21 protein-coding genes are annotated in these 25112 nt (G+C 72.3%); 12 read left to right on the top strand and 9 right to left on the bottom strand.

Going from position 1 to position 25112, the window contains the following annotated elements; translation table 11 throughout:
* The first annotated feature begins 127 nt into the window (after positions 1–127).
* Together gcvT and ACQP2F_RS09095 are read left to right on the top strand one after the other, a co-directional pair.
* Positions 128–1231: a glycine cleavage system aminomethyltransferase GcvT gene (gene gcvT, locus ACQP2F_RS09090; protein WP_433302443.1), complete on the top strand. Its 1104-nt coding sequence runs from the start codon at positions 128–130 to the stop codon at positions 1229–1231.
* A 1-nt stretch (position 1232) separates the two neighbouring features.
* Positions 1233–1586 carry an MmcQ/YjbR family DNA-binding protein gene (locus ACQP2F_RS09095; protein ID WP_433302445.1) on the top strand — a complete coding sequence of 118 codons (354 nt, stop codon included), beginning with the start codon at positions 1233–1235 and terminating at the stop codon, positions 1584–1586.
* Positions 1587–1609: 23 nt separating this feature from the next.
* Here the strand turns inward: ACQP2F_RS09095 and ACQP2F_RS09100 are convergent, their stop codons facing one another.
* On the bottom strand, positions 1610–2350 hold the full coding sequence (locus tag ACQP2F_RS09100; protein WP_433302447.1) for an adenosylcobinamide-GDP ribazoletransferase: 741 nt from the start codon (positions 2348–2350) through the stop codon (positions 1610–1612).
* Positions 2347–4239 carry a bifunctional adenosylcobinamide kinase/adenosylcobinamide-phosphate guanylyltransferase gene (locus tag ACQP2F_RS09105; protein ID WP_433302449.1) on the bottom strand — a complete coding sequence of 631 codons (1893 nt, stop codon included), beginning with the start codon at positions 4237–4239 and terminating at the stop codon, positions 2347–2349. The genes ACQP2F_RS09100 and ACQP2F_RS09105 overlap by 4 nt, the downstream gene beginning before the upstream one ends.
* 81 nt (positions 4240–4320) lie before the next feature.
* Between ACQP2F_RS09105 and ACQP2F_RS09110 the strand changes: the two genes are divergently transcribed.
* Positions 4321–4518: a hypothetical protein gene (locus ACQP2F_RS09110; protein WP_433302451.1), complete on the top strand. Its 198-nt coding sequence runs from the start codon at positions 4321–4323 to the stop codon at positions 4516–4518.
* 43 nt (positions 4519–4561) lie between these two features.
* The gene (locus ACQP2F_RS09115; protein WP_433302453.1) at positions 4562–5389 is read left to right on the top strand and encodes a site-2 protease family protein; all 828 of its coding nucleotides are present in this window, start codon (positions 4562–4564) and stop codon (positions 5387–5389) included.
* A gap of 25 nt (positions 5390–5414) precedes the next feature.
* Here the strand turns inward: ACQP2F_RS09115 and ACQP2F_RS09120 are convergent, their stop codons facing one another.
* Both ACQP2F_RS09120 and ACQP2F_RS09125 read right to left on the bottom strand, forming a co-directional pair.
* A complete protein-coding gene (locus ACQP2F_RS09120) occupies positions 5415–6413 on the bottom strand; it encodes an aldo/keto reductase family protein (RefSeq protein WP_433302455.1) in 999 nt (332 codons plus the stop codon).
* An 18-nt stretch (positions 6414–6431) separates the two neighbouring features.
* Positions 6432–9173, bottom strand: coding sequence for a WG repeat-containing protein (locus tag ACQP2F_RS09125; protein WP_433302457.1), 2742 nt, complete (start codon positions 9171–9173; stop codon positions 6432–6434).
* A 2267-nt stretch (positions 9174–11440) separates the two neighbouring features.
* Between ACQP2F_RS09125 and ACQP2F_RS09130 the strand changes: the two genes are divergently transcribed.
* Genes ACQP2F_RS09130 through ACQP2F_RS09140 form a run of 3 tightly spaced genes read left to right on the top strand, consistent with a single transcriptional unit; the run spans position 11441 to position 14038 of the window.
* On the top strand, positions 11441–12292 hold the full coding sequence (locus ACQP2F_RS09130) for an ABC transporter permease (protein WP_433307404.1): 852 nt from the start codon (positions 11441–11443) through the stop codon (positions 12290–12292).
* 25 nt (positions 12293–12317) lie between these two features.
* Positions 12318–13091: an ABC transporter permease gene (locus ACQP2F_RS09135; protein ID WP_433307406.1), complete on the top strand. Its 774-nt coding sequence runs from the start codon at positions 12318–12320 to the stop codon at positions 13089–13091.
* Positions 13088–14038 carry an ABC transporter ATP-binding protein gene (locus tag ACQP2F_RS09140; RefSeq protein WP_433302459.1) on the top strand — a complete coding sequence of 317 codons (951 nt, stop codon included), beginning with the start codon at positions 13088–13090 and terminating at the stop codon, positions 14036–14038. The genes ACQP2F_RS09135 and ACQP2F_RS09140 overlap by 4 nt, the downstream gene beginning before the upstream one ends.
* 1000 nt (positions 14039–15038) lie before the next feature.
* On the opposite strand, the gene ACQP2F_RS09145 is transcribed toward ACQP2F_RS09140, so the two are convergent.
* Together ACQP2F_RS09145 and ACQP2F_RS09150 are read right to left on the bottom strand one after the other, a co-directional pair.
* Positions 15039–16952, bottom strand: coding sequence for an acyl-CoA dehydrogenase family protein (locus ACQP2F_RS09145; RefSeq protein WP_433302461.1), 1914 nt, complete (start codon positions 16950–16952; stop codon positions 15039–15041).
* A 97-nt stretch (positions 16953–17049) separates the two neighbouring features.
* The gene (locus ACQP2F_RS09150; protein ID WP_433302462.1) at positions 17050–17604 is read right to left on the bottom strand and encodes a helix-turn-helix domain-containing protein; all 555 of its coding nucleotides are present in this window, start codon (positions 17602–17604) and stop codon (positions 17050–17052) included.
* Positions 17605–17715: 111 nt separating this feature from the next.
* Between ACQP2F_RS09150 and ACQP2F_RS09155 the strand changes: the two genes are divergently transcribed.
* A complete protein-coding gene (locus ACQP2F_RS09155) occupies positions 17716–18492 on the top strand; it encodes an AzlC family ABC transporter permease (RefSeq protein ID WP_433302464.1) in 777 nt (258 codons plus the stop codon).
* Positions 18486–18794, top strand: coding sequence for an AzlD domain-containing protein (locus ACQP2F_RS09160; protein ID WP_433302466.1), 309 nt, complete (start codon positions 18486–18488; stop codon positions 18792–18794). Before ACQP2F_RS09155 ends, ACQP2F_RS09160 begins: the two co-directional genes overlap by 7 nt.
* Positions 18795–18968: 174 nt before the next feature.
* Here ACQP2F_RS09160 and ACQP2F_RS09165 read toward each other — a convergent pair whose 3' ends face one another.
* The 3 genes from ACQP2F_RS09165 to nadA form a co-directional block, all read right to left on the bottom strand.
* Complete coding sequence (locus ACQP2F_RS09165; protein ID WP_433302468.1) at positions 18969–19586, bottom strand: DUF3043 domain-containing protein; 618 nt, start codon at positions 19584–19586, stop codon at positions 18969–18971.
* A gap of 59 nt (positions 19587–19645) precedes the next feature.
* The gene (gene murA, locus ACQP2F_RS09170; protein ID WP_433302470.1) at positions 19646–21001 is read right to left on the bottom strand and encodes a UDP-N-acetylglucosamine 1-carboxyvinyltransferase; all 1356 of its coding nucleotides are present in this window, start codon (positions 20999–21001) and stop codon (positions 19646–19648) included.
* 199 nt (positions 21002–21200) lie between these two features.
* Positions 21201–22370 carry a quinolinate synthase NadA gene (gene nadA / locus ACQP2F_RS09175; RefSeq protein ID WP_433302472.1) on the bottom strand — a complete coding sequence of 390 codons (1170 nt, stop codon included), beginning with the start codon at positions 22368–22370 and terminating at the stop codon, positions 21201–21203.
* Positions 22371–22437: 67 nt separating this feature from the next.
* Between nadA and ACQP2F_RS09180 the strand changes: the two genes are divergently transcribed.
* The 3 genes from ACQP2F_RS09180 (at position 22438) to ACQP2F_RS09190 (ending at position 25096) form a co-directional block, all read left to right on the top strand.
* Positions 22438–23541 (top strand): glycerate kinase family protein, encoded by a 1104-nt coding sequence (locus ACQP2F_RS09180; protein ID WP_433302474.1) that lies wholly within the window; start codon positions 22438–22440, stop codon positions 23539–23541.
* A gap of 87 nt (positions 23542–23628) precedes the next feature.
* On the top strand, positions 23629–23997 hold the full coding sequence (gene erpA / locus ACQP2F_RS09185) for an iron-sulfur cluster insertion protein ErpA (RefSeq protein ID WP_433302475.1): 369 nt from the start codon (positions 23629–23631) through the stop codon (positions 23995–23997).
* A 124-nt stretch (positions 23998–24121) separates the two neighbouring features.
* Positions 24122–25096: a carbohydrate kinase family protein gene (locus ACQP2F_RS09190; protein WP_433302477.1), complete on the top strand. Its 975-nt coding sequence runs from the start codon at positions 24122–24124 to the stop codon at positions 25094–25096.
* Positions 25097–25112: the final 16 nt, after the last annotated feature.

Genomic DNA, 25112 nt, shown 5'->3' on the forward strand with positions numbered 1-25112 from the left:
GGGACGGTCGGGCCGGCGGCTTCTTGGGCGCGCCGGCTGCGCTTGCGGAACCCCGGCACGACGGCGCCGGGTGAAGGGTGTCCCCGCGACAATAACGAGTCCCAAGGTCACGGGTAAGTTGACTCTCATGTCTGCCGAGGTCACCGATGCCCTTTTCCGTTCGCCGCTGCACGAGCGTCACGTCGCGCTCGGCGCCAAGTTCGCCGCGTTCGGCGGCTGGGAGATGCCGCTGGAGTACGCGGGCGGCGGGGTGCTGCGCGAGCACGCCTCGGTCCGCGAGGCGGCCGGCGTCTTCGACGTCTCCCACCTGGGCAAGGCGCGGGTGCGGGGCGCCGGGGCGGCCGCGTTCGTGAACTCCTGCCTCACCAACGACCTCGGCCGCATCGAGCCGGGCAAGGCCCAGTACACGCTGTGCTGCGACGAGAGCGGCGGCGTCGTGGACGACCTGATCGCATACCTCTTCGCCGACGACCACGTCTTCCTGATCCCGAACGCGGCGAACACGGCCGAGGTGGTGCGCCGGCTGGCCGCGGCCGCCCCCGAGGGGGTCACGGTCACCGACGAGCACCGGGGCTTCGCGGTGCTGGCGGTGCAGGGCCCGCAGTCGGCCGAGTTGCTCGGCAAGCTCGGCCTGCCCACCGCCCACGACTACATGTCCTTCGCCACCGCGCCGCTCTTCGGCGTGGATCTGATCGTCTGCCGCACCGGCTACACCGGCGAGCACGGCTACGAGCTGGTGGTGCCGTGGGACGCGGCGACGCTGGTCTGGGACGCGATCGTGGCGGCCGGCGTGCAGCCGTGCGGGCTCGGCGCCCGCGACACCCTGCGCACCGAGATGGGCTACCCGCTGCACGGCCAGGAGCTCTCCCTCGACATCAGCCCGGTGCAGGCCCGCTCGGGCTGGGCGGTCGGCTGGTCCAAGCCGGCCTTCTGGGGCCGCGATGCGCTGGTCGCGGAGAAGGAGCGGGGTCCGCGGCGCCTCCTGCGCGGACTGGAACTGACGGGCCGCGGCATCCCCCGGGGACACATGCACGTGTACGCGGGGGAGCAGCCGATCGGCGAGACGACCAGTGGCACCTTTTCCCCGACCAAGAAGGTCGGCATCGCGCTGGCATTGATCGACACCGCGGCCGGCGTCCAGGACGGCGACCTCGTGCAGATCGACATCCGCGGCCGCCGCACCGAGGCCAGGGTGGTCAGGCCGCCGTTCGTGCAGCCGTCGGTGCGCTGACATGGCGGTCACCTACGAGCAGCTCAAGGAGTGGGTGCTGGCACTGCCCGGCACCCGCGAGGTGTTCGTCGAGGGCTGGGGCCACCCGACGCTGCGCTACGGGGACAAGATGTTCGCGTCCGGGAGCGAGGAGTCGGCGTACGCCTCGGTGAAGGCCTCGGTCGAGGATCAGGCCGAGCTGATCGCGAGCGCGCCCGAGGTCTACGAGATCGCCGCCTACACCGGCCGGTACGGGTGGGTCCGCGTCGATCTGTCGAAGGCCGACCCGGTCGAGCTCCGGCGGGTGGTGACCGACGCGTGGCGCCGGACGGCCCCCAAGCGCGTGGTCAAGCAGTACGACGCCGAGCAGGGCTAGCCTCCTCTCTCAGCCCTCCTCTCTCAGCGCAGCGACAGACCGGCCAGCGCCACGGTGGTGCCGATCTCCGCGCACGCGCCGAGGACGTCGCCGGTGATGCCGCCGAACCGGCGTACCGCCCGCCGCAGCAGCAGCGCCACGGCGGCGAGCGCGACGGCGACGGCGACCGGCGCCTGTGCCGGCCGGCCCGGGATCGCCGGCGCCGACGCGAGGACCACGACGATCGCGATCGCCCACGCCGTCGTCCGGCCCACGGTCCCGGCCACCAGCGCGCCCAGGCCGTCCGGGCGCGCGGCCGGGATTCCGTCGCGGCAGGCCAGCGTGATCGCGACCCGTCCCGCCGTCCAGGCCACCACCACCGCGGCGCCCGGCGCCGCGGCGAGCACCGCGGTCTGGATCAGCAGCACGAGCGCGATCGCCGCCACGCCGAACGGCCCGATATCCGACTTTTTCATGATTTCAAGGGCGGTATTTCCGGTCTTGTACGACCCGAAGCCGTCCATCGTGTCGGCCAGCCCGTCCAGATGCAGCCCGCGAGTCAGCAGCACGCCCGCCGTCACCGTCACCGCCGCGGCCACCAACGGCGGAAAACCCACCTCGCGCATGCCCCAGAGCAGACCCGCGAGCACCGCGGCCAGGGCCAGCCCCACCAGCGGCGCGAGCATCATTGCCCAGCGCGCCGCCGCCCGGTCCACCCGGCCGGCCCGCAGCGGCAGCACGGTCAGCGTGGTGACCGCCAGACGCAGGCCGGCGCCCGCGCTCACTCCTCGGTGGTCGCCGGGCCGGGGCCGTCCGGCTCGGGCTCGGCGAAGTCCACGTCCTCGTCGTTGGGCACGATCAGGTCGGTGGCCCCGCCGTCGCCCGGCTCGGCGAGCAGGGCCGGGTGCACCGGCGTGGCCGCGGCCAGCCCGATCGCCGTGCGCAGCAGCGGCAGCGAGGCCAGCGCGTTCGCGCCTTCGCCCAGTCCCAGGCCGAGGTCGAGCACCGGGTTGAGGCCGAGCACGTCGGCGCCCTTGGCCACGATCGCGAGGTGGCCCGCGTCCGGCAGCAGGCACCAGTGCCGGGCCTGGCTGCCCAGATCCCGGGCCACCAGGCCGGCGGCGATGCCGACCGGCCCGTCCAGCAGCACCGGCAGCCGCCGCGACGACGCGCCCAGCAGCGCGCCCACCGCCACCGCGAAGTCCGTGCCACCCAGCTCGCGCAGCAGATCCTTGGCGCCGCGGGGCGCCTGCCGGATCCGGTGCAGCGCGTCCCGCACGGCCGCGCACCGCCGCATCCACGCCTCGTCGTCGAAGCGCCCGCCCGCCCGCAGCACCCGCGGCAGCAGCTCGACCGGCTCGGCGCCGGTGATCGCGGCCGACAGCGCGGCGGCGACCGCGTCGGTGCCGACCCCGATCGAGGCGAGCACCAGCAGATCGCGCCCGGCGTCGGCGGCCGCTTCGGCGAGCCGCCAGCCCTGCCCGAGCGCCACGTCGACGGCGGCCTCATCGGTGACCGGTCCGTCCTCGATCGCGCCCGACCGGGCCACCCGCAGCACCGCGACGTCGGCCCCGGCCTGCCCGGCGAGCCGGCTCAGCACCCCTTCGCCGTGCTCGACCTCGGCGACCCGCCGCTCGGCGTCCGCCGGGTCGTCCCCGGCCGCCGCGCCGCCGTCGTGCCGCCCCGAGACCAGCAGCACCCGCACCGACGACCACGGCCGCGGAATCGTCGTGCCCTGGGTGGCCGCCGCGAACTCGACCGCCTCGACCAGCGAACCCAAGCCCGTCCCCGCGAAGTCGACGTTCACGAGCCGGTCGCGCGCGTCCGGCCCGGCATCGGCGTCGGGCAGCGGAAGATCCATGCCCGGCTCGATCGGCGTCCCCACCCCGACGACCGGGAGCTGCTGCGTAGGCTCGTTCAACACCGCCGGCGCCCCGGCGGTGAGCGTCTCGCCGCCCGCGGCCGGCGCGACCAGCCGAGGCTCCGCGAGCGTCGTCTCCGGCGCGGCAAGCTCGGCGGCCGCCCCTGTCGCCGACAAATCCGATTTTTCGGAAATGTCGCCCAGGGCGGTGACGCCGGTCGAGGGAGCGGCGAGCGCGGCGCCGCCGACGCCCGGGACCGGATCGCCGGCCGAATCCTTCAGCCACACCGGGCGGCCGGCCACGACCAGCGCGACCCGGTCGCAGGCCTCGGCGAGCGCCTGGTTCGTCGTCCCGAGCGCATCGGCGAAGGCCCGCCCGATCGGCGTGGTGGGCACGAGCGTGAGACCGACCTCCGGGCTCACCAGCACGACCCGGGCCGTGCACCCCCGTACCGCCGAAGCCAGCGCCGCCACGTCGGCCTCGTCGTCGTTGGGCTGGCGCGCCGGGTCGAGAAGCGCCGTCACCCAGCCGCCGAGGTCGTCGACCAGCAGCGTGTCGTCCGGCTTGGCCTCGGTCAGCAGCGCCGCGAGGCGGGCCGGGTCGGCGCCGGTCTCCTCGGTCGACCAGGACTGCGGCCGCCGCCGCTGATGGGCCTCGATCCGGGCCAGCCACTCGGGGTCGCCCTCGCCGCCCACGGCCGTGGCCACGTACCGCACCGAGGGCGCATCCGCGACCAGGGCCTCGGCGAACGCGGACTTGCCGGAGCGGATCCCGCCGAGCACCAGGACGGTGTTCCACCGATCATCGGACATGCCCCGTACCTTAAGGCCGGGCCGCACAGGCCGACGCCGTAGGGTGGAGGCCACGATTGCAGACGTGAGGGGGAACGGCGGATGCCGTGGAGTTGGCGGTACGAGAACGTCGACGGAGAGCAGGTCGCAGGTCCGGGCGAGACGTTCAGCAGCCAGGCTGACGCCGAGTCCTGGATCGGGCAGGAGTGGCGCGAGCTCGCCGGCGCCGGGATCGCCCAGGTGGTCCTGCTCGAGGACGACCGGGTCGACTACCGGATGAGCCTCCTTCCGGCCGAATGACGAGCCGAACGATGAGCGGAATGACCAGCGGAATGACAGAGCAGTGACCTACGAGCCCGTCTACACGCGGACCCCGCGCAACGCCTTCGTGCCGAGCCCGGTCTTCGTCGGCATCCTTGCCGTCTTCGTCGTCAGCGGCTGGATGACCTGGGCCCGGTTCGGCAACGTCCGGGTCGACGTCTTCCTGTTCATCGTGACCGGCTGGCTCGTGTCGCTCTGCCTGCACGAGTACGCGCACGCCCTGGCCGGCTTCGTCTCCGGCGACAAGACCGTGGCCGAGCGCGGCTACCTGCGGCTCAACCCGCTGAAATACACGAACCCGCTGCTGTCCATCGTGCTGCCGGTGGTCGTGGTGGTCCTCGGCGGCATCGGCCTGCCCGGCGGCGCGGTCTGGATCGACCATCGCTACATCAACAGCAAGGTCAAGGACTCACTGATCAGCGCCGTCGGCCCGCTGACCAACGTGGTGCTGGCCCTGCTGCTGTCGGTGCCGTTCCTGATCGGCTTCGGCGACGTGCACCTGGCCCTGCTGCCGACCGGCGAGGTCGGCCTCTCCGGCGCCCACCCGCAGTTCTGGTGCGCGCTGGCCGCGCTGGCGTTCCTGCAGATCACGGCGAGCGTGCTGAACTTCATCCCGGTGCCCGGCCTCGACGGCGGCAGCATCATCGCGCCCTGGATGAGCCCGGCCTATCAGCGAGCGTGGTCGCTCTTCGCCCCGTACGGCTTCATCCTGCTCTTTCTCGCGCTGTGGCAGACGAGGCTCGGGGACTGGTTCTTCCAGGCGGTCTACTGGATCGGCGACCTGCTGAGCATCGACCGCACCCTGATCCAGATCGGCCTGGAGTTGATGCGCTTTTGGAGTGGCTCGTAGCGAACCACCCCAGAAGCAGCGACGACTACGGACGGCGGGGCGGGGAGACCGTCTGGGCCGGGTCGCGCTCGGCGACGGGGTCGAGGGCGGCGTCGATCGCCTTCATCAGGTCCGGCTCCAGGCGTACGCCCGAGGCCTTGACGTTGTCGCGGACCTGCTCCGGACGCGAGGCCCCGATGATGGCGGCCGAGACGTTGGAGTTCTGGAGCACCCACGCCACCGCGAGCTGGGCCATCGACAGACCCGCCTGCTCGGCCAGCGGCTTGAGGCCGGCCACCGCGGTCAGCACGTCGTCGCCCATGAGCCGGGAGATGAACTGGGCGCCCGACTTCTCGTCCGTGGCCCGCGAGCCCGCCGGCGGCTGCTTCCCGACCTCGTACTTGCCGGTCAGCACGCCCTGCGCGATGGGCGAGAAGACCACCTGGCCGATGCCGAGCTCGATCGAGGTGGGCACCACCTCGGCCTCGATGACCCGCCAGAGCGCGGAATACTGAGGTTGGTTGGAGACGAACGGGATCTTCAGGTCCTGGGCCATCTCCCAGCCGGCCCGCAGCTGGGTGGCGTTCCACTCGGACACGCCGATGTAGAGGGCCTTGCCCGAGCGCACCACGTCGGCGAACGCCTGCATGGTCTCCTCGAGCGGCGTCGAGTAGTCGTAGCGGTGGGCCTGGTAGAGGTCGACGTAGTCGGTCTGGAGCCGGCTCAGCGAGGCGTCGATCGACTCCATGATGTGCTTGCGGGAGAGGCTGCGGTCGTTCGGGCCCGGGCCGGTCGGCCAGAAGACCTTGGTGAAGATCTCCAGGCCCTGGCGGCGCTCGCCCTTGAGCGCGCGGCCCAGCACCTCCTCGGCGCGCCCGCCCGCGTAGGCATCGGCGGTGTCGAAGGTGGTGATCCCCTCGTCGAGGGCGGCGCGCACACAGGCGACCGCCGCGTCCTCCTCGACCTGGGAACCGTGGGTGATCCAGTTGCCGTAGGCGATCTCGCTGATGAGCAGGCCGGAACGGCCGAGATGACGGAACTCCATGAGGCTGACCCTACTTACTCAGAGGACCGGGCGCCCGTCGGTCAGCCGCCGATCGATCTCGTCCAGCACGTCGGCCTGCTCGCGGTACCTCAGCTCGATCAACGGCCGGCCGTCGCGATCCAGCGCGCCCCACAGCCCGAACCGGTCGGACACCAGGAACGCGGTGGGGTGGATCACCACGGCGGCGTGCTCGGGCGGGACGATCAGGCGTCCCGTACGGTCGACCACGCCGAACCTCTCGCCATCCCCTTCGACCACCGCGAGGCCCTCGTCGGTGAAGCCCTCGATCGGCCCGCCGGAGACCAGCGGGGTGAGGAACGCCCGGTACCGCGGCTGCACGAGCACCCGCCCGTGCCGGTCGATCACGCCCCAGCCGCCCCGCTTGATCAGCGCCAGCCCGTGGTGGAACGCCTTGGCGTCGTCGAACCCGCCCGGCACGATGAGGCGGTTGAGCCGGTCGATCGCGTACCAGCCGCCGTCCTCGTCCCGCGAGACCCAGGCCAGCCCCTCGGAGAAGCGCTCGGCCGCGAGATAGCCGGCGGACGCGTCGATGACCACCTCACCGGCGAGGTCGATGAGCTCCCAGGCCGCCGCATCCGGCCGCCGCACCCAGGCCAGCTCGTCGGCGAAGGGCTGCGCCTGCGCGTACCGGGGAGGCACCGCACCCACGTAGCCCCAGAGACCCGTCCGCTCGTCCCGGATCGGCCGCGGCGGTTCCGCGATGCCGGAGATCTCGTCCCGCGTGCGCGGATAGGGCCCCCAGCCTCCGCTCGAGGTCCGCTTGGTGATCGTGTCGAGCGCTGCCTCGATCCGCTCCACCAGCTCCGGGTCGGCGCCCTTGCGCAGGTCGAGGGCCGTCTCGAAGTGGTTCATCGACTCCAGGTAGCGCCCCTGGTCGAACGCCGACCGCCCCGCCAGCTCCTCGATCTCGGCCCGCAGCCGGGACGGAAGCTCCGGCGAGCTGGCCTCAGCATAGAGCTTGTCGGCCTCGGCGTACTCACCGCGCCACTGGTGGACGTGCGCCAGCCGCGCCCGCACGATCGCGATCCGCCCCAGCTCACCGGTGGCTTCCGCGTGCCCGAGCGCTTCCCGCGCATCCTCCAGCGCCGCGTCCAGCTCACCGAGCAGCCGCTCGGCGACGGCCCGCAGGCTGAGCAGCCGCGCCCGCACGGCGTCGCGCTCGGCGTACTCGAGCTTGTCGGTGAGCCGATCGACCACGGTCCACATCTGGTCCGGATCGTCGACCTCTTCCCGCAGCGTCGTCGCATCGAACGACCACGGATAGGTGGCCAGCATCTCCTCCGGGTCGGCACGCCGCGCACGAGCGGTGGTCCGGCGGGGTGGGGCGGCTTCCGCTTGCGGGGTTTCCGTTTCCCGTACGCCCGGAGCAGGCGCTTCCTCGACCGCAACTTCCGCCGGGCGTTCGTCCTCGCTCCCGGTCTCAGGTTCGCGCTCAGCTCGAGTTTCGCGCTCGAGCTCGGCCGCGCCCTCAGGTTGTGCCTCGATCTCGCTCTCGGCCGCCACCTCGGGTGGCGCCTCGGGCTCGTTCTCCGCCTGGATCGCGTCGCTCGCCGGAGCCGCTTCCTCGGTCCCGGCTTCCTCCCCACCCGGCGCCGCTTCCTCGGTCCCGGCTTCCTCCCCACCCGGCGCCGCTTCCTCGGTCCCGGCTTCCTCCGCACCCGGCGCCGCGATGGCCAGCGGCTCGGGCTCGTAGCTTTCCTCCACCCGAACCGGAACCTCGGCCTCGACCCACATGGCATCAACCGGTTCGATGTCGACGAGCTCGGCCTCGACCGCCTCCTCGACGATGTCGGTCCCCGGGGCGGTGTCGCTTTCTTCTTCGGCAACCTCGTCGACCGTGCCGCCGCTCGGCGTGATGATCGCCTGCGCGCCGGTGACCGGCACGAACCAGCTCTGCTCGGCCGAACCGCTGTCCGGCTCGGCCGCGTCCTCCGGACCGGCAGCAACAGGTTCCGGTTCCGGCTGCGGCTCCGACTCGACCGCGACGTCCGGCTCCGCCGCGAGGGCAGCTTCCGGCTCGGGCTCGTGGTCGCGTTCCGCCGCGAGCGCCGCTTCCGGCTCGGGCTCGTCGTTCTGCTCCGCCGCGAGCGCGACCTCCGGCTCGGGCTCGTGATCTGGCTCTGCCGCGAGCGCGACCTCCGGCCCCACCGTGGGCGCAGTCTCCGGCTCCGGCTCGAGGTCCGGCTCCACCATGGGCGCGGACTCCGGCTCGGGCTCGTGGTCAGGCTCCACCGCGAGCACCGGCGCGGGCTCGGGCGTGGCGTCTGGTTCGACCGCGACCGGGGATTCCGGCTCGGGGTCGGGCGTGAGTTCTGATTCGACCGCGAGCGGAGGTTCCGGCTCGGGGTCGGGCGCGAGTTCTGATTCGACCGCGACCGGGCTTTCCGGTTCGACCGCGACCGGGCTTTCCGGCTCGGGGTCGGGCGTGACCTCTGGCTCGACCACGACCGGGGGCTCCGGCTCCGGCGCGGGCTGAACCGCGGGCGGAGTGCTGACGAGGGAGGCGCTCGCGTTGGCCGGCCCCGGCTCGACCACCGGAGTGGTCGCGCCCAGCCCGCTCTGCGACAGCAGCCATCCCAGCCCGCGCGGTTCCTCCTCCTGATCCGCGGTCGAATCCGCCTCCGGCGCCGCCGTGCGCTCCCAGGCCGAGGCAGCCCAGTCCGGCTCGGCCGCGGCCACCACCGGCGGCGCCGTGACCGGATCGACCCGGGACCCCGCCTGCGGCCCGTCGGGCAGCACGAACTCCCCGGCCGGCGCTCCCGTCCCGGCAACCGGCGCCGAACCTTCGCCGAACCCCGCTGACCGACCAGCCGGCGTCTCGCTACCCGGAGCGTGCCGGGGCCGCGGCGCATAGGGATGGTCCGCAGGGTCGACCGCCCCCATCTGGGCGTGCCCGCTACCGACCCGAGGCAGCCCACCCATCGGCGACTCACCATAGCCAGGCGACGAGACCGGCCGAGGCGACCCCGAAACCGGCGAAGGCCCAGGCTGAGCGGAGACCGGCCGATACCCGCCCCCGGCACCAGCCTGCGGCGGCGGCCCCGAGACGGGCTGCGGCCCAGGCCCCGAGACAGGCTGCGGGCCGGGTCCGGACACCGGCTGGGCACCGAATCCAGGACCTGGTTGTGGGCCGGGTCCGGATACCGGCTGGGCACCGATTGCGGAGGCCGGTTGCGGGCCGGGTCCGGACACCGGCTGGGCACCGAATCCGGAAGCTGGTTGCGGGCCGGGGTCGGAAACCGGGTGCGGGCCGGGCTGCGCCGAGACCGGGCGGGCCTGGCCGGGCACCGACGGATAGACCGGTGCCGGCGGCATGGCCGGGTGCGATGGCGTGACCCGGGTGGGCTGCGGTGCGGGCCGGGCCGGGGCCGGTGCTCCCACTTCTGGCGCGGGACGCAGGTCGAAGGGCGTGTCGGGCCGGCGGCCGGGCTGCTGAGTTTCGGGCCGGGCCGGGAACGCGTCGGCCGGCGCCGGTCGCGCACTGCCGTAGACCCCGGAGCCGGGCGAGACCGGACGGGGGCCGGCGGCCGGCGGACGCCCCTCCGCGGAAGCGCGGCCGTCGATCGGCGTGCGGCCCTCCGCGGCCGGTCGATTCTCGTGCGGCGAGCGGCCGGTAGACGGCTGACTCTCGAACGGCGGGCGACTGCCGCCCGCTGGGCGCTGCGGTTCGTCGGGGCGACTGCCGCCCGCTGGGCGCTGCGGTTCGTCGGGGCGACGGCCGTAATAGGGCGCGGCCGGGCGGGCCGCGCCGTAGACGCCGGGGTTGGCCGGTGAGACGGGCGCGGCGCCGTGCTGCTGCGGATGACCGGGCTGCGGCGGTCGCGGACCCGGCGGTGGCTGAGCGTGCCCCTGGACCCGGGGCGACATCGGTGCTCCCGCTTGCGGCCGCGGCGACCCCTGCTGCGGGCGCTGCTGCGAACCGGGCGGCGCGGATTGCGGGCGCTGCTGCGATCCGCCGGGACCCGGGGTGACAGGTGGGCTGGGCGGCGCGGATTGCGGGCGCTGCTGCGATCCGCCGGGACCCGGGGTGACGGGTGGGCTGGGCGGCGCGGACTGCGGGCGCTGGTGCGATCCGCCGGGGCCGGGGGTGACGGGTGGGCTGGGCGGCGCGGATTGCGGGCGCTGGTGCGATCCGCCGGGGCCGGGGGTGACGGGTGGGCCCGGCGGTGCGGATTGCGGGCGCTGCTGGGAGCTGCCAGGACCGGGCGGACCGGACTGCGGGCGCGGCGCCGAGCCCGAGACCGGCGCCACCGACGCGCGGCCGCCGGGGGAGACCGGCGTCCCGGGACGACCCGGCGCCTGCGCCCCGGGCCGGAACGACGGCTGCCCGGACGGCGGCCGACCAGGCTGTTCGTGCCGGCCGGCGTCGCCGGCGAATCCCTCACGCCGGCCAGCGTCGCCGGCGAATCCCTCACGCCGGCCACCGTCGCCGGCGAATCCCTCACGCCGGCCAGCGTCGGCCGCGAACCCCTCACGCCGGCCGGCGTCGGCGGGGAAGCCCTCCCGCCGCTGCGGATACTGGCCCTCCCGGCCGTAGACCGGGGCGGCGCCGCGGCGCTGATCGGGCGCCGGAGCGTGAGCGGCGGGACGGTTCCACGACGGCTCGTCGCGCTGCGGTGGGGGCGGGGGAGCGCTGCGCGCGGCGTACCCACCGCGGGCGTCCTGGTCGCGCTGGGCCGGGTGGTCGGACGGGGACGCCTCGTAGACCGGCGTGTGCACCGCCTTGCGCCGGCCGGGGTCACCGGGATAGCGCTGGCCGGGCAGCGGCTCCCACTCCCAGGTGATCTCGTAGACCCACGCCGGCTCGTCGCCCCAGCGGTCCTCGCCTATCTGGGAGCTCCAGCCGTTCATCGGGCACCCAGGATCAGGCCCGGTGATTGGCGGCGCTCCGTCACGGCGTTGTCCACTTCTTCGACAGGAAAATGTGCGGTGGCCGTCCGGAGACCCGGGTAGAGTCGCCCGGCTCCACTGCGGGGGTTCGGAAGGAGATTAACGGCGTGGACGGGATTGACGCCAGCGTGCTCACGATCTCTCCCGGTCGTCCGTTCCGAGCCTCCGTCGCTACTTTCGGTGCGCTGGTGTGGTCGGGTTTCCGGCGCTACGCGACCTATCGGCAAGCCACCATAGCCGGATCGTTCACCAACATAGTCTTCGGCTTCCTCCGCTGCTACGTGCTCCTCGCCGTCGCCGAGGGCGCGACCGGCGGCCGCCCGGGCGGCTACGACCCGGCCCAGCTCGTGACGTTCGTCTGGGTGGGGCAGGGGTTACTGACGGTGACCGGCATCTGGGGCTGGACGGAGCTGGCCGACCGGATCCGCACCGGCGACGTCGCGTCCGATCTGTTACGCCCGATTCCGCCGGTAACCGCCTATTTCGCCGCCGACCTGGGCCGCGCCGGGCACGGCATGCTCACCCGGTTCATCCCGCCGGTGGTGGCCGGGTTGATCTTCTTCCCGTTCTACGTCCCGCAACGGCCGCAGACCGTCCCGCTTTTCCTGATCTCCGTGGTGCTGGGCGTCATCTCCAGCTTCGGCTGCCGCTACCTGGTCAACGCGACCGCCTTCTGGCTGCACGACGCCCGCGGCCCGATCATGCTCTGGACCCTCGGCTCGGGAGTCCTCTCCGGCCTCTACTTCCCGCTGCGCCTGCTCCCCGAGTGGGCGAGCGTCGCGCTCTGGGTCGCCACCCCGCTGCCGGGCCTGCTACAGACCCCGCTCGACGTGCTGGTCGAGCGCGATCCGCCGGCGCTTCAGCTCGGGCTGGTGCTGCTCCAGGCCGCTTGGGCGATCGCGCTCCTGGCGCTGTGCCGGCTGGTCCAGCGGCGCGCGGAACGCAAGCTGGTGGTGCAGGGTGGGTGACGGGCGGCTCCGGGCGTACGGCGCCATGATCGCCGGAAAGATCCGCTCGGTGACCTCCTACCGTGCGTCGTTCGCGGTCGAGGTGATCGGCAACCTCGGCGCCACCGTCCTCGACGTGCTCACCGTCTTCGTCCTGTTCCGCGCGACCACCAGCCTCGGCGGGTTCACCCTGGCCGAGGGCGTGCTGATGACCGGGCTGGCGGTCTCCGGCTTCGTGCTCTGCGACGCGGTGGTGGGCAACATCGACGACCTTCAGCGGTACGTGCGATCCGGCACCCTGGACACGATCCTGCTCCGGCCGCTGGGCGTCCTGCCGCAGCTCGTTTTCATGGATCTGCCGGTGCGCAAGGTGCTGCGGGTCGCCTTCGGCCTGACCGTCTACGGCGTCGCGCTGCACGTCAACCACGTCGACTGGACGCCGGGCCGGGTGCTGCTGGCGGTGCTGGCCCCGATCGGGGGCGGCTTCTTCTTCGGGGCGATCTTCGTGCTGAGCGCGAGCCTCGCCTTCTGGTGGGTCGACTCCGGCCAGATCGGCGCCGCCTTCACCTACGGCGGGCGCGACTTCACCTCCTACCCCATCTCGGTTTATGGAGGTTGGTTCCGCGACCTGTTCGCGTACGCCCTCGGCTTCGGTTTCGTCTCCTACCAACCGGCGCTCGCCCTGCTCGGGCACACCGACCCGCTCGGGCTCCCGGCCTGGGCCGGTTTCGTGGCGCCGCTGGTCTGCCTGCCTGCCACGCTCGTCGCCGCCCTGGTGTGGCGCTCGGGCGTCCGTCATTACCGGAGCACCGGCTCATGATTCGCATGCAAGACCTTCGCAAAGATTTCGCCGTACGCGTCAAAGCCGGCCGCTTCCGGCGGGAGAAACGCGTGGTCTCGGCCGTCGACGGGGTCAGCCTGACGATCGAGCCGGGTGAGATGGTCGGCTACATCGGGCCGAACGGCGCCGGCAAGTCGACCACCCTGAAGATGCTGACCGGCGTGCTCACCCCCACCTCGGGCGAGGTCTCGGTCTTCGGCCTGACCCCGGTGCCCCAGCGCACCCGCCTGGCGCTGCGGATCGGCGTGGTCTTCGGGCAGCGCTCACAGCTGTGGTGGGACCTGCCGCTGCGCGAGTCGTTCCGCCTGCTGAGGCACATCTACCGGGTGCCGCCGGCCGAGCACGAGGCCCGCCTGCGCCGCTGCCGCGCGCTGCTGGAGCTGGACGCCTTCCTCGACACGCCGGTTCGGCAGCTGTCGCTCGGCCAGCGGATGCGCGGCGAGATGACGGCGGCGCTGCTGCACGGGCCGAAGGTGCTGTTCCTGGACGAGCCGACGATCGGCCTCGACGTGGTCAGCAAGCAGGCGGTCCGCTCGTTCCTGGCCGAGCTCGGCGCGACCGGCGACGTCACGCTCGTGCTGACCACCCACGACCTGGCCGACATCGAGCGCCTGTGCGACCGCTTGGTGGTGATCGACCACGGCCGGGTCGTGCACGACGGCACGATCGAGGCGTTGCATGCCCGCTACGGCTCGCTCCGCAGCCTGGTCGTCGACCTGGAGGCGCCGCTGCCCCCGGATTTCACCGTCGAGGGCGCGACGCTGACCGCCGTCGAGGCCGACGGGCACCGGGTGACGTTCGCCCTGGACTCGACCTCAGCCGGCACGGCGGTCGCGTCGCTGGTGACCGCCGCGTCGGTGCGGGATCTTTCCGTGGTCGAGCCCGATATCGAGGATGTTGTGGCTCGCCTTTATGCCGCGGGCTGATTTCTGGGGAAGGGTCGCGGGCGCCGTCGCGCTCGACGCTGTGGATGACGGCCGGAAGTTGTCGTACCCGGCTGCTTAGCTTTGCCCACCCAGTGCACGGGGTGGGGAAGGTTGCTGCCGTGATGACTTGCGTCGCCCTGGAAGCTATTCAGTCCATGACATGTGTCGGTGCTGAAGTCCCGATACATGTGTCACCTGGCTGCGATCATGGCCGGGTTGGTCCGTGCTATCGGGTATGGCTTCTCGGCGGCATGTGATGAACCTGCTGGATGCCCGGCGCTGATCGAGCTGCTCGACACCTACCGCGGCCACCACAACACTCGATGGCACAGCGCGCTGGCCCACCGGGCCACCCTCGACCAGGCCTTCGCCACCCGCGGTCAGCCTCGGCGGACCCACAAGCCCGCCCCGGCAAACCGAGGCCGCCCTGCACCGCTGCCTGGTGGCCAGCAACGGCGCCATCGGCATCGCCGGGCACCGCACGCCGCACCAGCGTCGCCCATGTCTCGGGACAGAACATCGCCCTGCGGGCCGGAAGTCATCAAGATCGACAGGTCGCGGCCGCGGAGCTCGCCGGCACGGTCGAAGTCTGATGAGTTGGCGCGGCGGGGATACGGGACGTCATCAAGATCCGCCGGCGGTGAGTGCCGGTGCGCTCTCGGCCTACGGGGTTCATGGGGCCGTCGGCCATGCGTCGCCGTCCTCGACCTGATCCGCGGCCGCCGTAAGTCGGCCACCGTTTGATCGACGCTGTGGATGGCGGCCGGAATTTTGTCGTACCCGGCTGCTTAACTCACCCCACCCAGTGAACGGGGTGGGGTTTGGTAGGGGCTCTGCATGGACGGCCTTGGAATGCCGCGGGCCGGTTTGCTTGTCCTCGGGCTGAAGCGCAGTTGGTGGACCGTGCCGGGCCCCGCCGGGCCGAGCGCCCGCCGAGCGCGGCCCGCCATGCCGACCCGACCCGACCAGACCGGCACGGCGGCTTCCGCGCGGCTACTTACTACTTCGGCTCGGGCTTCGGGATACGCCGGCGGACGTCGTCGACCACGGACGGACCCGGCTGCCACGCCGCCACCCACGCCTCGTCGCCCTCGGGGGACGACAGGATGCCGTCCTCGAGGAACGCGTAACGACCCTGCAGCACGCGCCGGGAGGCCTTGACGTCGATCGCGTCGGTGTTCTCCCACAGGGCGGTGAACAGGGCGTCGGCGCGCAGGCGGGACTGGCGGCAGAACAGGTCGGCCAGCTCGAGGCCCTCGGGTCGATGGTCGCGCTCGGCGTGGGCGCGCATGCAGACGGCCGACATCGCGAACAGCTCGGCGCCGATGTCGACGATCCGGCCGAGGAAGCCCTGCTTGCGCTCGAGCTTGCCCTGCCAGCGGGACATCGCGTAGAAGGTCGACCGGGCCAGCTTGCGGGAGGCGCGCTCGACGTACCGCAGATGCGCCGCGAGCGGGCCGAACTCGGCGTACGACGACGGGGCCTGGCCTTTGCCGACGGCGAGGGTGGGCAGCCAGCGCGCGTAGAACCCGCCGGCCCGGGCCGCCGCCCTGGCCTTGCGGCCGACGCCGGCCTCGGGGTCGATGATGTCGCCGGCCACCGAGAGGTGCGCGTCGACGGCCTCGCGGGCGATCAACAGGTGCATGATCTCGGTCGAGCCCTCGAAGATGCGGTTGATCCGCAGGTCGCGCAGCAGCTGCTCGGCCTCGGCGGCGCGCTCGCCGCGGGCCGCCAGCGAGTCGGCCGTCTCGTAGCCGCGACCGCCGCGGACCTGCACCAGCTCGTCGGCGACCAGCCAGGCCATCTCGCTGGCGAACAGCTTCACGAGCGCGGCCTCGATGCGGATGTCGTTGCGGTCGTCGTCGGCGATCATGCAGCAAAGATCAAGCATCGATTCCATCGCGTACGTCGTGGCGGCGATGAACGCGATCTTCTTGGCGACCGCCTCGTGCCGCGCCACCGGCAGTCCCCACTGCACGCGGTCGGCCGCCCACTCGCGGACGATCGCGAGGGACCGCTTACCGGCGCTGATGCACATCGCGGGCAGCGACAGCCGGCCGGTGTTCAGCGTGGTCAGGGCGATCTTGAGGCCCTTACCGACCGCGCCGATGACGTTCTCGGTGGGCACGAAGACGTCGTGGAACCGGGTGACGCTGTTCTCCAGCCCGTGCAGCCCGAGGAACGAGTTCCGCCGCTCGACCGTGATCCCCGGCGACTCGCTCTCGACCACGAACGCGGTGATCCCCTTGTCGGGCACCCGGGCCATCACCACGAGCAGGGTCGCGATCGTGCCGTTGGTGGCCCACAGCTTCACCCCGTTCAGCCGGTAGCCGCCCTCGACCGGGGTTGCGGTGGTGGCGAGCCGGGCCGGGTCGGAGCCGACGTCGGGCTCGGTCAGCAGGAACGCGGACACCTCGCCGGCCGCCAGCCGGGGCAGGAACGCCTTCTTCTGCTCCGGGGTGCCGAACATCTTGAGCGGCTGCGGCACGCCGATCGACTGGTGGGCCGAGAGCATGGCGCCGACCGAGGCGCTGGCCGAGCCGACGAGGGTCAGCGCCCGGCAGTAGTGCAGGTTGGTGAGGCCGAGTCCGCCGTACTCCTTGTCGATCTTCATGCCGAACGCGCCGAGCCGGGCCAGGCCGTGGAAGACCTCGTCGGGGATGTGCGACTCGCGCTCGATCCGGGCGCCGTCGATCTCGGTGCGGGCGAACTCGCCGAGGTCGCGGAGGAACTGCTCGGCGTCGGGACGCGGCTGCTCGCTGGGCCACGGATCGATCAGGTCGAGCCGGAACCGCCCGAGGAACAGCTCCTTGCCGAAGCTCGGTTTCCGCCACTCGGCCTCGCGTGCCGCCTCGGCGACCTGGCGTGCCTGACGCTCGGAGACGTCGGTGCGGTTGGGCTGCGTCGTGGTCACGGTTGACCTCCCTCGACGGGCTCTGACCTCGCTGGTCGCCACGTTACCGAGGCGTGTTACCCAACGGTAGGTGCAGGCAACCATCTGTCACATCGGCTTACCGATGCTCCATCACCAGCACGGCCCACGAGTTCTCGAGCGCTTCGTAATGATGCGGTACGTCGCCGGGGAACGACGCGTAGTCGCCCGGGCCCAGTTCGATCGCCTCGCCCACCGGCCCGGCCAGCACGCGCCCGGCGCCGACGACCAGGTGCTCGACGCTGCCCGGGAGGTGCGCGGCCGCCTCCCGGGGCTGGCCGGGCTCGAGCTCCATCAGGTAGACGTCGCGGCGGGTGTGCGGCGAGCCGGCCGCGAGCAGGGTTACCACGAAGTCGGCCTGATCGGCCTGGAGGCGCGGCCCCTCGCCGGCCCGGATCACGCGGACCTGGTCGACCGGCGGCTCGACCAGCCGGCTGAACGGCACGCCGAGCGCGACGCCGAGCGACCAGAGCGTCTCGATGCTGGGGTTGCCGGTGCCCGCCTCGAGCTGGGAGAGCGTGGACTTGGCCAGTCCGGCCCGCCGCGCCAGCTCGGCCAGCGAGATGCCGGCCCGCTCCCGTTCGCGACGCAGCGCCGCGGCGATGGTGGCGAGCGGAGGGGTTGGCTCGTGCATGTTCGCTCCATCGATCGGCTCGTTCGGTTTGACGAACGCGGTGAGTATCGTTCAGTATTTCAAACCATGCGTACGCTACAGCGAACGGACCGGGCTCTCCTGCGAGACGCCGTGACGATCGCGGCGGCGATGGTCGCGGTGGGTGCGTCGTTCGGGGCGATCGCGATCGCGTACGGGCTGCCGGTGTGGGTGCCTTTTCTGATGTCCACGGTCGTCTTCGCCGGTGGCTCGCAGTTTCTGGCGGTCGGCCTGCTCGCGGCCGGCAACCCGCTCGCCGCCGTCTTCGCCGGCCTGCTGCTGAACGCCCGCCACCTGCCGTTCGGCCTGGCCGTGGGCGGCGCGCTCGGTCCGCGCCGGCGCGAGAAGGTGATCGGCAGCCACCTCCTGACCGACGAGGTGGCCGCGTTCACGCTGGCCGAGCCCGACCCGGCCCGCCGGCGCCGGGTCTACTTCATCATCGGCGCGACGCTCTTCACGTCCTGGAACATCGGCACCGCCCTCGGCGTCCTGCTCGGCGGCGCCACCGGCGATCCGGACGCGCTGGGTCTGGACGCGGCGTTCCCGGCCGCGCTGATCGCCCTGATCATGCCGTCCCTGCGCGACCGCACGACGCGCACGGTCGCCCTGACCGGCGCCGCGGTCGCCGTGCTGCTCACGCCGGTGCTGCCGGCCGGGTTGCCGGTCATCTGCGCGCTGGCGGGATTGCTGACGCTCGTGCGCCCACGGCGGCACGCGGCCGAGGAGGAGAGGCGGCATGCAGTCGAGGAGAGGCGGAACGCGGTCGAGGAGAGGCGGCACGCAGTCGAGGAGAGGCGGAACGCGGTCGAGGAGAGGCGGAACGCGGCCTCGGAGCAGAGGCGGCACGCGGTCGAGGAGGAGACATGCTGATCGCGGCCATCATCGCCCTCGGCGTCGGCACCTACGGCATGCGGCTCGGCGGCGTGCTGCTGCGCGGACGTCTGAAGCTTTCCGCCACCCTCGAGCGCATTCTCCCGATGGCCGCCGCCGCGCTGCTGGCGGCGCTGGCGGGGACCGCCGCGCTGATGGCCGGCACCCACTTCGCCGGACCGGCCCGGCCGCTCGGAGTGCTGGTCGGCGGCGTGCTGGCCTGGCGGAAGGCGCCGTTCGTGGTCGTCGTGCTCGCGGCGGCGGCGACCGCGGCCCTGCTGCGCCTGGCCGGCGTCCCATAAAGCCCGCGGCCCTGCTGCGCCTGGCCGGCGTCCCATAAAGCCCGCGGCCCTGCTGCGCCTGGCCGGCGTCCCATAAATCGCGCGGCCCCTGCTGCGCCTGGCCGGCGTCCCATAAAGACCGCGCCCACGGCCTGAGCGCCCGCGACGCGAGCGCCCGGAGAACGCCCGCGACGGTCAGATCTTGTCGCCGAGCTCCACCTGTGGCTTCGGCACGCGCATGCGGCGGAACGTCAGGCCGCGCATCACGCCGTACAGCTGAAGCGAGCCCACCCGGACCGACGACTTCGGGAAGCGCTCCTTGACCAGCTTCTTCACCTTGCGCGCGATCAGCACGCTGTCGACGATCACGGCGACCGCCAGCAGCGCCCACAGCACGTTGCTGGCGAGCTGGATCGCGGGGATGCGGATGGTCGAGCCGATCAGCACGATCAGCGCGCCGCCGAAGAACCACGTGCCGACCGTGCGGCGCGCGTCGATGATGTCGCGGACCAGCTTGCGCTCGGGACCGCGGTCGCGGGCCAGCAGGTAGCGCTCGTCGCCCTGGCGCATGCCCTCGGCCGCCTCGGCCCGCTCGACTCGCTGCCGCTCACGCACCTGCTTCATGGCCTCGCGGCGGTTGGCCGGCGCCTCGGCGTTGACCTTGCGGCCCGTGCTCTGCCGCTTCGGCGTCACCTGGCCGAGCTCACGCTTGCTCGGGGTGTAGCCCTTCGGGCGGGGCGCGGCGCTGGTCTCCTCCTCCTCGACGGAAGGGGTGACGACGTCAGCGGACTTGCGGCGAAAAAGCGAGGACACGCTAGGAGAGTAGCCAAGCGGCGCGGTGCGAAGCACACCGCGCCGCCCTTTCTGGCAAATCAGAGACGTTCGACGTGCGCGCCCAGCGCCGCGAGCTTGTTCTCGAAGTCCTCGTACCCGCGGTTGATCAGGTCCACGCCGTACACCCGGGACGTGCCCTCGGCGGCCAGCGCCGCGATCAGATGGGCGAAGCCGGCCCGCAGGTCGGGGATGACCAGGTCGGCCGCGTGCAGCTTGGACGGGCCGGCGATGACCGCCGAGTGCTTGAAGTTGCGCCGGCCGAAGCGGCAGGGCGTGCCGCCCAGGCAGTCCCGGTAGACCTGGATCGTCGCGCCCATCTGGTTCAGCGCGTCGGTGTAGCCCAGCCGCTGCTCGTACACGGTCTCGTGCATGATCGACAGACCGCGGGCCTGGGTCAGCGCCACCACCAGCGGCTGCTGCCAGTCGGTCATGAAGCCGGGGTGCACGTCGGTCTCGAGGGCGACCGGCTGCAGGTCGCCGCCCGGGTGCCAGAACTTGATGCCGCCCTCGGCCCCGGTCACGCCCGGCCGGGCCACCCGGTCGTCGGTGATCTGGAACTCGCCGCCGATCGAGCGGAACACGTTCAGGAAGGTCATCATGTCGGCCTGCCGGGCCCCGACCACCTCGATCTCGCCCTTGGTGGCGAGCGCGGCGGCGGCCCAGCTGGCGGCCTCGATCCGGTCCGGGATCGGCTTGTGCGCGTACCCGTGGAGCTTCGGCACACCCTGGATCTCGATGACCCGGTCGGTGTGCACGGTGATGATGCCGCCCATCTTCTGCAGCACGCAGATCAGGTCGATGATCTCCGGCTCGATGGCGGCGTTGCGCAGCTCGGTGACGCCCTCCGCGCGTACGGCCGTGAGCAGCACCTGCTCGGTGGCGCCGACGCTGGGGTAGGGCAGCTCGAGCTTGGCGCCCTTGAGCCCGTTCGGCGCGCTCAGGTGCATGCCCTCGGGCGCCTTGTCGACGACCGCCCCGAACTCGCGCAGCGCCTGGATGTGGAAGTCGATCGGCCGCGGGCCGATGTGGCAGCCGCCGAGGTCCGGGATGAACGCCCGGCCCAGCCGGTGCAGCAGCGGGCCGCAGAACAGGATCGGGATCCGGCTCGAGCCGGCGTGCACGTTGATCTCGTCGGTGCTGGCGCTCTCGACGTTGGTCGGGTCCATCACCATCTCGCCGTCGTCGGCGCCGTCGCTGACCTTGACCCCGTGCAGCTCGAGCAGGCCGCGGACGACCTCGACATCGCGGATGCGCGGCACGTCGTAGAGGCGGCTCGGTGTCTCGCCCAGCAGGGCGGCGACCATCGCCTTGGAGACGAGGTTCTTGGCGCCACGGACCCGGATCTGACCCTGCAGCGGCGTACCGCCGTGCACGACCAGGACATCGTCGGTCAACGTAACCTCCAGCCGGCGGGCGATCGGGGCGCCCGGAAGTGATCGACGGGCGGGGGTACCCGTTTCGGCAACCGGGGAATCATAGCGTTGAGTGACAATAAGGGAAGTCGGCACAACGCCCAGACCGGACTGAAATGCTGATGATTAAGACAACATAAAAGCGCTGCCCGCCGGACAGCGCTTCCATGGTTACTGATAGTTACGGTAGGGCAAGCATCTGGTCGAGTGCGACGCGGGCGTGGTGGGCGGTGTCCTCGTCGACCGTGATCTGGTTCGGCACCCGGCCGGCGACCAGCTCCTCGAGCGCCCACACGAGGTGCGGCAGGTCGATCCGGTTCATCGTCGAGCAGTAGCAGACCGTGCGGTCCAGGAACATGATCTGCTTGTCCGGGTGGGCGAGGGCCATCCGGCGTACGAGATTGAGCTCCGTCCCCACCGCCCAGGCCGACCCCGCCGGCGCCGCGTCGAGCGCCTTGATGATGTATTCGGTCGAGCCCACGTAGTCGGCCGCCTTGACCACCTCGTGCCGGCACTCGGGGTGGACCAGCACGTTGACGCCCGGCACCCGCTCGCGCACCTCCCGCACGCTGTCGAGGGTGAACCGGCCGTGCACCGAGCAGTGCCCCCGCCACAGGATGATCCGGGCGTCGCGCAGCTGCTGGTCGGTCAGGCCGCCGTTCGGCTTGTGCGGGTCGTAGAGCACGCAGTCGTCGAGGTCGAAGCCCATCTCCAGCACCGCGGTGTTACGGCCCAGGTGCTGGTCGGGCAGGAAGAAGACCTTCGAACCTTGCTCGTACGCCCAGGTCAGCGCCCGCTTGGCGTTGGACGACGTGCAGACCACGCCCTTGTTGCGCCCGACGAAGCCCTTGATGTCGGCCGACGAGTTCATGTAGGTGACCGGGACGATGTCGCCGGCGATCCCCAGGTCCTCGAAGTGCTCCCAGGCCGTCTGCACCTGGCCGAGCACCGCCATGTCGGCCATCGAGCAGCCGGCGGCCAGGTCGGGCAGCACCACCTTCTGCTCGGGTGTGGTCAGGATGTCCGCGCTCTCGGCCATGAAGTGCACGCCGCAGAACACGATGAACTCGGCGTCCGGCCGGGCCGCGGCCTGCTGCGCGAGCTTGAAGGAGTCGCCGGTGACGTCGGCGAACTGGATCACCTCGTCGCGCTGGTAGTGGTGCCCGAGGACGAAGACGCGGTCGCCGAGCGCGGCCTTGGCGGCGGTGGCGCGGGCGACCAGATCGGGGTCGCTGGGCGCCGGCAGGTCACCGGGGCAGTCGACGCCGCGCTCGGAGGCAGGGTCGCTGCCACGGCCGAGCAGGAGGAGCGCAGTGGCGGAGTTCGCCGGTTCGGTCCAGGTCGAGGTCACGAACTCATCGTCGCACAGCTCGGAACCGCCATCTCGTGCGTAAGGAGTGGCCTGCCACACTCGGTGCGTGCGCGTACTGATCTGTCCGGACAAGTTCGCCGGCACCCTTTCCGCCCCCGCCGTCGCCGCCGCCGTCGCGTCCGGCTGGAACCCCTCCGACGACCTCGTGCTGCGCCCGCTCTCGGACGGCGGTCCGGGCTTCGTCGAGGTCCTCGCGGGCGCGCTGGACGGCCGCCTGCTCGACGTGGAGACGGTCGATCCGCTCGGCCGCCCGGTGCGCGGTCAGGTCCTGCTCGCCGGCGCCACCGCCTACATCGAGAGCGCGCAGGCGTGCGGCCTGCACCTACTCACCCGCGAGGAGCGCAACCCCGGCACCACGACCTCGTACGGCCTGGGCCTGCTCATGATGGCGGCCATCGAGGCGGGTGCGGCCGAGCTGGTCATCGGGCTCGGCGGCTCGGCGACGAACGACGGGGGAGCGGGCATGCTGGCCGCGCTCGGCGCCGCGCCGGTCGACGTGGCCGGCTACGCCCTGCCCTACGGCGGCGCCGCCCTGTCCGCGGCGGTGGCGCTCGGCGGCGAGCCCCGGCTGCGCGACGTCCGGCTGGTCGCGGCCACCGACGTCGACAGCCCGCTCACCGGGCTGCACGGCGCCAGCAAGGTCTTCGGCCCGCAGAAGGGCGCCACCGACGAGGACGTGTTCCGGCTCGACGCCGCCCTCGAGCAGTTCGCCGGGGTGCTCGAGCGCGCCTTCGGCGTCACCGACCTCGAGGTCGCGCCGGGCGGCGGCGCGGCCGGCGGCATCGGGGCCGCCCTGATCGCCGTGGGCGGCCGGGTCGTCTCCGGTATCGGCCTGGTCAGCACCCTGATCGGCCTGGAGAAGGAGCTGGACGCGGCCGACCTGGTGATCACCGGCGAGGGCTCGTTCGACCATCAGTCGCTGCGGGGGAAGGTGGTCGCCGGCATCGCGAACGGAGCCCGCGACCGGGGCCTGCCCTGCATCGTGGTCTGCGGCCGGAACGAGACCGGCTACCGCGAGGCGGCCAGTGCCGGGGTGACCGAGACCTTGTCGCTGACCGAGCACTTCGGGTCGGCGGAGACCGCCCTGGCCGAGCCCGCCCGGGGGCTGCGTGAGCTGTCCGAGCGCCTTTCCGCCCAGTGGAGCAGGTGACCTGGGCCACCCGGATTGGGAATCGTCCGGAACAGGGCTAGCGTTGGGTGGTACGGCAGAGTTCGCACCCTGGCAGGGAGATACGCAGTGACCACTGAAGCGCACACCCCGTCGACCGAGGCCGCCGCCCCGACCGGCGTCATCCTGACCGACGTCGCCGCGGTGAAGGTCAAGGCCCTGATCGAGCAGGAAGGGCGCGACGACCTGCGCCTGCGTATCGCCGTACAGCCCGGTGGCTGCTCCGGCCTGCGCTACCAGCTCTTCTTCGACGAGCGTTCGCTGGACGGCGACATCGTCAGCGACTTCGGCGGTGTCGAGGTCGTCGTCGACCGGATGAGCTCGCCGTACCTGGCGGGCGCCACGATCGACTTCGCCGACCGGATCGACGCGCAGGGCTTCACGATCGACAACCCGAACGCGCAGAACTCCTGCGCCTGCGGCGACTCGTTCCACTGATCCGCCGCTCCATAGCACGACCTTCTCGCAGGCCGTCCCGTTAACGGGGCGGCCTGCGGCGCGTAACCTGCCGGTAGGCTGCGGTAGCAAGGCCGCCCCTGTTTCCCGACCCCCGAGGGCCGACATGAAGATCGCCGTCACCGGCTCGATCGCCACCGACCACCTGATGCACTTCCCGGGCCGGTTCGCCGACCAGCTCATCGCCGACCAGCTGCACAAGGTCTCGCTCTCCTTCCTCGTCGACGACCTGGTGGTCCGGCGCGGCGGCGTGGCCAGCAACATCGCCTTCGGCATGGGCAAGCTGGGCCTGCACCCGATCCTCGTGGGCGCGGTCGGCGCCGACTTCGCCGACTACCGGTCGTGGCTCGAGCGGCACGGCGTGGACTGCGACTCGGTGCACGTCAGCGAGGTCGCGCACACGGCCCGTTTCGTCTGCACCACCGACGACGACCTCAACCAGATCGCCTCGTTCTACGCGGGCGCGATGTCCGAGGCCCGCAACATCGAGCTGGCGCCGGTCGACGCCCGCGCCGGCGGCCTCGACCTGGTGCTGATCAGCGCGAACGACCCGGCCGCCATGATCCGCCACTCGGAGGAGTGCCGGGCCCGGGGCTTCAAGTTCGCGGCCGACCCGTCGCAGCAGCTCGCCCGCATGGAGGGCAGCGACGTGCTGACCCTGATCAGCGGCGCGGAGTACCTGCTGACCAACGAGTACGAGCGCTCGCTGCTGGAGACCAAGGCGGGCCTCACCGCCGACCAGGTCCTCGAGCAGGTGCGCATCCGGGTCACGACGCTAGGCAAGGACGGCGTCGAGATCACCGGCCGCGACATCGAGCGCATCCACGTGCCGGTCGCCCGGGACGTGATCCCCGAGGACCCGACCGGCGTCGGCGACGGCTTCCGGGCCGGCTTCTTCGCGGCCGTCTCCTGGGGCCTGGGCCTCGAGCGGGCGGCCCAGGTCGGCTCGCTGGTGGCGGCCCTGGTGCTCGAGTCGGTCGGACCGCAGGAGTACGACGTCCGCGCCGACGACTTCGCCAAGCGGCTCGCCGACTCGTACGGTGACGAGGCCGCCGCCGAGATCAAGCCGTTCCTGGCCTGAGCCCCCGGGCGGAGCT

The organism is Actinoplanes sp. CA-030573 (assembly GCF_050951115.1).
Lineage (GTDB): Bacteria > Actinomycetota > Actinomycetes > Mycobacteriales > Micromonosporaceae > Actinoplanes.